Source organism: Roseivivax isoporae LMG 25204, from assembly GCF_000521865.1.
Taxonomy (GTDB): Bacteria; Pseudomonadota; Alphaproteobacteria; order Rhodobacterales; family Rhodobacteraceae; genus Roseivivax; species Roseivivax isoporae.
In genome coordinates, this window is the sequence record NZ_JAME01000081.1 from 1 (window position 1) to 6,102 (window position 6,102).

Consider the following 6,102-nt stretch of genomic DNA (forward strand, 5'->3'; position numbering starts at 1 on the left):
AGGATGGTGAAGGGTTCGCCGGTCTTCGCGGCGAGCTGGCGCGCCGCCTGTTCGGCGGAGGCGCGGGTGGCGTAGCGGGCGCGGGGCGCGGTCTCGGCGTCCGGGCGGCGCGGGGCGCGGCAGATCATCCAGAACGGCTGCATCACGATGCCTCCGGGGAGAGGCGCGCGAAGATCTCGGCCGCGTCGTCGCGTTCCTCGTCCGCCGCCTCGGGGTGCTCGTGGATCACGCCACAGGCGTCGAGCACCGCCGCGCGCCCGTGGTGGGCGACATCGGCCAGGACGGCGCGGGCGTCGTCGAGCGCGCTCACGTCAGCACCACGAGGCAGAGGATCCAGAACGCCCCGAGCCCGGCGGCGCGGCGCGCGATCCAGCGGGCAGTCGAGGGCGGCTCGGTCAGCAGCGCGCCGTCGCGCAGGCCGGCGAAGCGGGCGGGGGGATCGGAGCGTCGCATCATGCCGGCCGCCCCATCAGGACTGCCTCGACCCAGTCGTTCGCGGCGGCGCGCAGCGTGGGGCCCTCGGCGTCGGTCCCGAGGATCGTCAGGCGCACCGCCGCGCCGTCGGCGCAGAGGTCGCCCATGCAAGCGTGGCAGAGGCGCCCGACGTAGCGATACAACGCCGCGTCGCCCGGTTCATTGCGCAGGATGGACCGCAGGCGCTCGGCGATGCCCTCGACCAGCATCTGCATGGCAAGGGCGTCGGAGGCGGGCAAGTCATCGTGCGCGGGCGTTGGTATGAAGATCCCGGACGACATCATGCCGCCACCTCGGCCGCGGCACGTGCTGCGCGCAGGACCGCCTTGATCCAGGCGGCGATGCCCTCGTCGAGGTCGTTTCCGGAGGCGTGCACGCCGCCAACGGACAGCTCGGCGAAGTGCGGTCCCCAGTTCGTGGCGCCCGGCGCAATCCACATGCCACCCGAGGCCACGACGGCGGCCTCCATCATGATCCGGCGGGCCGGGTGCGCCAGCGGCTCGAGCTCGGCGGCGAGGTCCTCGCGCCAGGCGGTCAGCGCACCCGTGTCGGGTGGCGTGTGTCCGGCGCTGCGCAGCCCATCGTGTGTCACATGCGCGTTCATGCTGCGCCTCCGTCGGTAGGAACGTGATGGGGCAGGCGGGCGATGGCGGCGCGGATCGGGCCGATCGCGCGCTGGCGGGCGGCGTCGATCTCATTGACGCAGGGGCGCGGTGCAGGGCCCGTGAACTCACTGTAGAGCGCGTGGGCCACGCGGAAGCGCCGCTCGATTGTGACCGGGTGCCCCTGCGCCTCCTTCAGCGCGAGGAACGCGCCTTGAAGGACCATCGGGCGGTCGATGTATGCCGAAGGGTCGCTCACGACGGCGCGCGCCTCGGCCAGGAACTGCGGGGTGGGCGGGTTCATCCGATCCTCCATCTGGATCCGCGCGGCCGGATGGGCTCAGCGGGCGGTGTAGGGGAGTATGCGATATGCATATACGTAAGTCAATGCGTAACGCATAGTTTTATGCAGGCGCTATGCGGACTGCCGAATCGCGTGCTACACTGCCCGCATCACCGCGCCGCGCGCACGAAAAAGCCCGGCTCGAAGCCGGGTAGGAGAGATTAGATGCTGAGGGTCAGAGAGAGTGTGGAGATCGTGCCGGGCTTCGGGGTGACCTACCGGATCACTAGACGCACTTTGCTATTGTTCGGCGTGCTACCGATCATGTGGTGGACAAGGACTGAGCGTGGTTAGCGTTCTGCGGGTCCGGACAAGCGCTCAAGCACCGCATCAAGCTTCTGTCCGAGATCATCGAAGCGGGCGTCCTGCGCAGCGTCACGGGCTTCCTGCCGTTCTTCGATCTGCGAGATCGCAGGCGAGAGGCCGAGGCCGGCATCAAACCGATTGCCGGCGAAAGCAAGGAAGGCGAGTAGTATCCCGATGGTTGTGCCGGCCGCGGCCCAAATATCCCTACGCTTGACCATGCCGTCCATGCGATGGTTGACGCCATCCATCTTGGTCGACAAAGTGTCCATCTTTCCGGACAACTCGGCAAACCGCACCTCTGTTCGAGCCCGTTCGGTCTCGAACTTCTGGTCGACGTAGTCTTTTGCAAAGCTTTCCATATTATCAGGATATGTGGTCGTACGTCTTCGATGCAAATCAATCTTGACGCTCGCCTGCGGCGGCTCTGGGAGGTTTGCGGGCCTTCTAGACTCAGCCATCCTCATCACCATTTTCTTCCGGGTTGAGTGCCCGGAAGTTATTGTAAAGTGCCTCGGTGTACCTCTTGGCCATCTCAGTATCCCCCCGCGCGGCCGCGCTCATCGCCTCCATCGTGAACATGTCGGCGCGTGAGAGAGCCTTGAGCCAGTTCTCAATTGTGGCGACCTCTTGCCTTTGCTTGATGAGGTCTTGACGAAGCATTCCGATCTCGAATTTGGCTTCAGCTAGCGAATCCTCAAGATCGATAACTTTGCGCTCAAGACGCCAGTTCTTCTCCCGGAGCTCGGCGATCATGTCGTTCGTCAAACCTTCCTCCCATACCAGAGCACTTTGCCGACCGCATGCACCTCGTCGATTGCCCGCTCGAAGGCCGGGTGCACGTCCTTGTTGTCGCTGATGATGAGGATGTGGCCTGACCGGGTTCCCCGGCCCACGCGCTTCACGTGCAGAACGCCGTCGATCTGGAGCACAAAGAGCCCGTCGTAGCCGAGGTTCCGCTTGCTCTGGTCAACCAGAACGATGCTGTCATCCGGCAGGGTCGGCTCCATGCTGTCGCCCTTTACGCCGATGACGGCTAGGTCGTTGACGGATCCGCCGGTGATCTTGCGCAGGTAGAAGGGTGGGAACGCCAGGCTGTAGGCTTGCTCCTCCGCCTCGACTACGGCTCCGCCGCCGGCGCTGGCCTCGACGTTGTAGACCGGCACGAGGGCGCTCTCATCTGGCGCCGGGTCGCCGTTCTCAACGCGTTTGACCTCGCCGGACCCGAACAGCAGCCATTCGACGGCCACCCCGAACACACGAGCATAACGTTGCGCGGCGTCACGACCGAAGCTGCGAGATCCGTTCTCGTGCCCCGCATACGTCGGGTATTTCACGCCCAGGCGCTCTGCCGCCTCATGGGCTGACGCGATGCCGGCATCCAGCCGGGCGCGCCTCAATCGTTCATGCATCTCTTCCATGTGCATACCGCTAGCAGCGTCCCCTATGCATGGGGCATTGACTTGTCGGTATGCGATAGGCATAACAAAATGCATGGAGCATATCTTCTCAATCTGGGAACGGCTGTCGGATATGTCTCGCGACCTCGGCGAGAACTACCAGACCGTCGCCGCCTGGAAGCGCCGAGGAAACATCCCGGCCAAATATGACCTGAAGGTCATCGCCGCCGCGAAATCTCGCGGTCGCAAGCTGAGCCTTGAAGATCTCGCTCATGCGCGCGCCGCGGCCACCTTCACCGACGCCGCCTGAACGCGACCAGCGCCGGTTGCCCGGCGCTGGCCATTCCCTCCACTGATCGCTTCCCGTTCCATGCCGCAGAACATGAACATCGGGACGGAAGCCGACAAAGCAAAAGGGTTTCCCGCCGTGTCCGACCACCTCAAGACCCTTCACGAGATCATGTGCGGACTGGTCGCCGCCCGGGGGCAGACCTCGGCCGCCTACGCGATCCAGGCGCTGACGGGATCGGCAAACCCGGACCACGCCGGCCTGTCGCTCAAGATGAGCGGGCAGCGCCAGTGGGCGCTCGCCGACCTCGTCGCGCTCGAGAGCAGCGGCAACTTCGCCGCGACCGGCTACCTGGCGGACCGGCGTGCAGAGGCCGCCCCGGCCACCGGCGACATCTTCGACGCGTTGTCGACGGCCTCGGTCGAGGGTGGCGAGGCGATCGGGGCGGCAGCCCGGTTCGCTCACACCCTGAACGAGGGCGACCGCGCCAAGACGCTCAAAGAAGCGCGTGAGGCGCGCGACGCCTTCGACCGCTTGATCGACCACCTCGGGGCGCCGGCGTCGATGCCGACGCCCATCAAGGGGCGGGGTGCATCATGAATCCGCGCAACGAAACCATCGCATTCCGCCTCTGGGCATACTGCCATCCGATTGGCTGGGACTGCACCTTACGCGAGGCCGCCGACGCGCTGGACATTCCGATCGCCAAGGCGCGCGCGGTCGTGCGGAGCAAGGGCTGGGCCAACCGCTTCCGCGCGTCCCAGCAGGACGGGCAGGTCTGGGGCGGGAAGGGCTGGCGGCGCAGCAGCTTCATTCTCACGACCGACCGCGCGCTCGAGGCCATGTCATGAGCGGATATGGCCTCACGGACCGCCAGCGGCAGGCGCTCGATTTCATCACCGGGTGTCTGAACGACGGGCATTGCCCCAGCTTCGACGAGATCAGCGTTGCGCTCGGGTACGCGTCGAGGAGCGGTGTGTTCCGCGTTGTCGAGCAGCTCGTCGCCCGGGGCCACCTCGTGCGTCTCAAGGCACGGTCCCGGGCGCTCGCCTTGCCCGGTGACCTGACCAAGCGCTTGCCCGACACGGATCGCCTGACCGTGCTGCACATTGCCCGGCGCGGCCTGCGCCACAATCCGTCGGCGGCGCTGCTCGAGATCATCACGGCGCTCGAGGTGCGGCCATGATGCTGACCATGTCCGCCACGGGCGGCCGCACACTTCTTCGCGAATTCCATGAGGTTGTTCCTTCAGCAGTGGACCTCGTGGAACAGCGTGCCGGGTTGTCGGACCCGGCACGCCACCACATCCATGGAGTTTACTCCTTCATGGCTGTGGCGGGGTCAGGCGTATGTGAGAGTTCGCCGGACGCCGCAGTGGGCCGCCCAGGGAGTGGCGCGGACTCACAGGCCGGACTGAACCGATCGCCTCAAGAAGAATCGGCGGTCCGGCCTACCGTTCGATGTCCGATCGGATTTCATGCCGATCCTTTCCATTCCGCGTCCCCTGTCGCGGAACCTGCGGGGCCGGTCTCGCTCGTATGCGGCCCCAACTTGCGCGGGGGGCCGGCTGCGGGCCGCCCCCGCGCCTTTCCCGATCACGCGCGGTCGGCCGGAAAGAGGCGCCGGCCCTTCATGTCCGTACCGCGGGGGCGCGGATGGCCGCGCGGAGTGCCCCCGACCTCCCTGTTGGAAGCCGGGCGCGGATCTCCGGATCCGTGCCCGGCCGCTATCGGAGGCCCCGCATGAAACAGATCGACGACGTGCTCATCCTGAGACTGCACCGGGCCAAGATGCCCATCGAGCAGATCGCTCGGGCCGCCGGCTGCTCGCGGATGACGGTCTACAAACGGCTCGACAGCCTCGGTGCGCCGCGGCGGCGCAACGTGATGGAACCCGCGGACGTGCCGGGCGGCGGCGTCCGCGTCGCGCATAACCTCAAGGTCAGCGACGCGGACCTCGTCGCCGCAACTGCAGCGGGCGAGACGACGTCCGAAACCGCGGCGCGGCTCGGTGTCAACGTGAAGACGATCCGGAACCGTCAGCTGGCGCTGTCGCGACGACGAGCGGCCGCCGCCAAGCTGGATCGGGCGCCGCAGGAGCCGCCGTCGCCGCCTCCGCCGCCGTCGATCGGGAACATCCCCGCCGCGCGCGTCGCGGCGCTGGTGGAGACCGGCGGGCGCTACCGCGAGCTCGCCGCGCTGGCGGAGCGCTGGGGCGAGAGCACGACCCGGGTGCAGAGCTGGTACCACCGTGCGAGGGCCGCGGCATGAGCGCGAACCGGTCCTCCGCCGTCATGGCGCAGCGCCACGAGGCGCACGACAGCCTCGACGACTTCCCGACGCCGCCCTGGGCGACCCGGTCGCTCCTGCGGTTCCTGAAAGAGCAGGGCGAGCCCCTGCACCTGCAGCACGCCTGGGAACCCGCCTGCAACCGCGGTCACATGGCCCGCGTGCTGGCCGAGGCTTTCGACCAGGTGCACGCGACCGACGTGCACGATTACGGCTGGCCCGGCCAGGACGGCACCGCCGACTTCCTGATCGACTGGGGGCAGGACGTGCCGAACGTCGAGTGGATCATCACGAACCCGCCGTTCCGCCTCGGCGCGACCTTCATCCTGCAGGCGCTGAAGCTCGCCCGGCGCGGGGTCGCGGTGCTGGTGCGCACCTCTTTCGTCGAGGGGGCGGAGCGGTA

Annotated in this window: 14 protein-coding genes; 6 read left to right on the forward strand and 8 right to left on the reverse strand. The window is 67.3% G+C overall.

The window, feature by feature from the left end; translation table 11 throughout:
* Window positions 1-142: 142 nt before the first annotated feature.
* The 8 genes from RISW2_RS24900 to RISW2_RS23790 all read right to left on the reverse strand — a co-directional run bounded on the left by RISW2_RS24900 (window position 143) and on the right by RISW2_RS23790 (window position 3,143).
* Entirely contained in the window at window positions 143-310 is a 168-nt protein-coding gene (locus RISW2_RS24900) for a hypothetical protein (protein ID WP_156943979.1), read from the reverse strand.
* Window positions 307-456: a hypothetical protein gene (locus RISW2_RS24905; RefSeq protein ID WP_156943980.1), complete on the reverse strand. Its 150-nt coding sequence runs from the start codon at window positions 454-456 to the stop codon at window positions 307-309. Before RISW2_RS24905 ends, RISW2_RS24900 begins: the two co-directional genes overlap by 4 nt.
* Entirely contained in the window at window positions 453-713 is a 261-nt protein-coding gene (locus RISW2_RS22365; RefSeq protein WP_156943981.1) for a hypothetical protein, read from the reverse strand. Before RISW2_RS22365 ends, RISW2_RS24905 begins: the two co-directional genes overlap by 4 nt.
* A gap of 41 nt (window positions 714-754) precedes the next feature.
* Complete coding sequence (locus RISW2_RS22370; protein ID WP_043775436.1) at window positions 755-1,078, reverse strand: hypothetical protein; 324 nt, start codon at window positions 1,076-1,078, stop codon at window positions 755-757.
* Window positions 1,075-1,380, reverse strand: a complete 306-nt coding sequence (locus tag RISW2_RS22375) for a hypothetical protein (protein WP_156943982.1) — start codon at window positions 1,378-1,380, stop codon at window positions 1,075-1,077. Before RISW2_RS22375 ends, RISW2_RS22370 begins: the two co-directional genes overlap by 4 nt.
* Window positions 1,381-1,709: 329 nt before the next feature.
* Complete coding sequence (locus RISW2_RS22380; RefSeq protein ID WP_043775442.1) at window positions 1,710-2,084, reverse strand: hypothetical protein; 375 nt, start codon at window positions 2,082-2,084, stop codon at window positions 1,710-1,712.
* A gap of 91 nt (window positions 2,085-2,175) precedes the next feature.
* Window positions 2,176-2,478, reverse strand: coding sequence for a hypothetical protein (locus RISW2_RS22385; protein WP_043775444.1), 303 nt, complete (start codon window positions 2,476-2,478; stop codon window positions 2,176-2,178).
* Between the two features lie 8 nt (window positions 2,479-2,486).
* Complete coding sequence (locus RISW2_RS23790) at window positions 2,487-3,143, reverse strand: LexA family transcriptional regulator (RefSeq protein ID WP_162164357.1); 657 nt, start codon at window positions 3,141-3,143, stop codon at window positions 2,487-2,489.
* A 73-nt stretch (window positions 3,144-3,216) separates the two neighbouring features.
* Between RISW2_RS23790 and RISW2_RS24910 the strand changes: the two genes are divergently transcribed.
* The 6 genes from RISW2_RS24910 to RISW2_RS22415 all read left to right on the forward strand — a co-directional run.
* Complete coding sequence (locus RISW2_RS24910) at window positions 3,217-3,432, forward strand: hypothetical protein (protein WP_156943983.1); 216 nt, start codon at window positions 3,217-3,219, stop codon at window positions 3,430-3,432.
* 72 nt (window positions 3,433-3,504) lie between these two features.
* Window positions 3,505-4,011 carry a hypothetical protein gene (locus RISW2_RS22395; RefSeq protein ID WP_211238746.1) on the forward strand — a complete coding sequence of 169 codons (507 nt, stop codon included), beginning with the start codon at window positions 3,505-3,507 and terminating at the stop codon, window positions 4,009-4,011.
* A complete protein-coding gene (locus tag RISW2_RS22400; RefSeq protein WP_043775449.1) occupies window positions 4,008-4,262 on the forward strand; it encodes a hypothetical protein in 255 nt (84 codons plus the stop codon). Before RISW2_RS22395 ends, RISW2_RS22400 begins: the two co-directional genes overlap by 4 nt.
* Window positions 4,259-4,597, forward strand: a complete 339-nt coding sequence (locus tag RISW2_RS22405; RefSeq protein ID WP_043775452.1) for a LexA family protein — start codon at window positions 4,259-4,261, stop codon at window positions 4,595-4,597. The genes RISW2_RS22400 and RISW2_RS22405 overlap by 4 nt, the downstream gene beginning before the upstream one ends.
* A 556-nt stretch (window positions 4,598-5,153) precedes the next feature.
* On the forward strand, window positions 5,154-5,681 hold the full coding sequence (locus tag RISW2_RS22410) for a helix-turn-helix domain-containing protein (RefSeq protein WP_043775454.1): 528 nt from the start codon (window positions 5,154-5,156) through the stop codon (window positions 5,679-5,681).
* On the forward strand, window positions 5,678-6,102 hold a 425-nt coding region (locus RISW2_RS22415; protein ID WP_043775456.1), incomplete at its 3' end, for a hypothetical protein. The genes RISW2_RS22410 and RISW2_RS22415, both read left to right, overlap by 4 nt.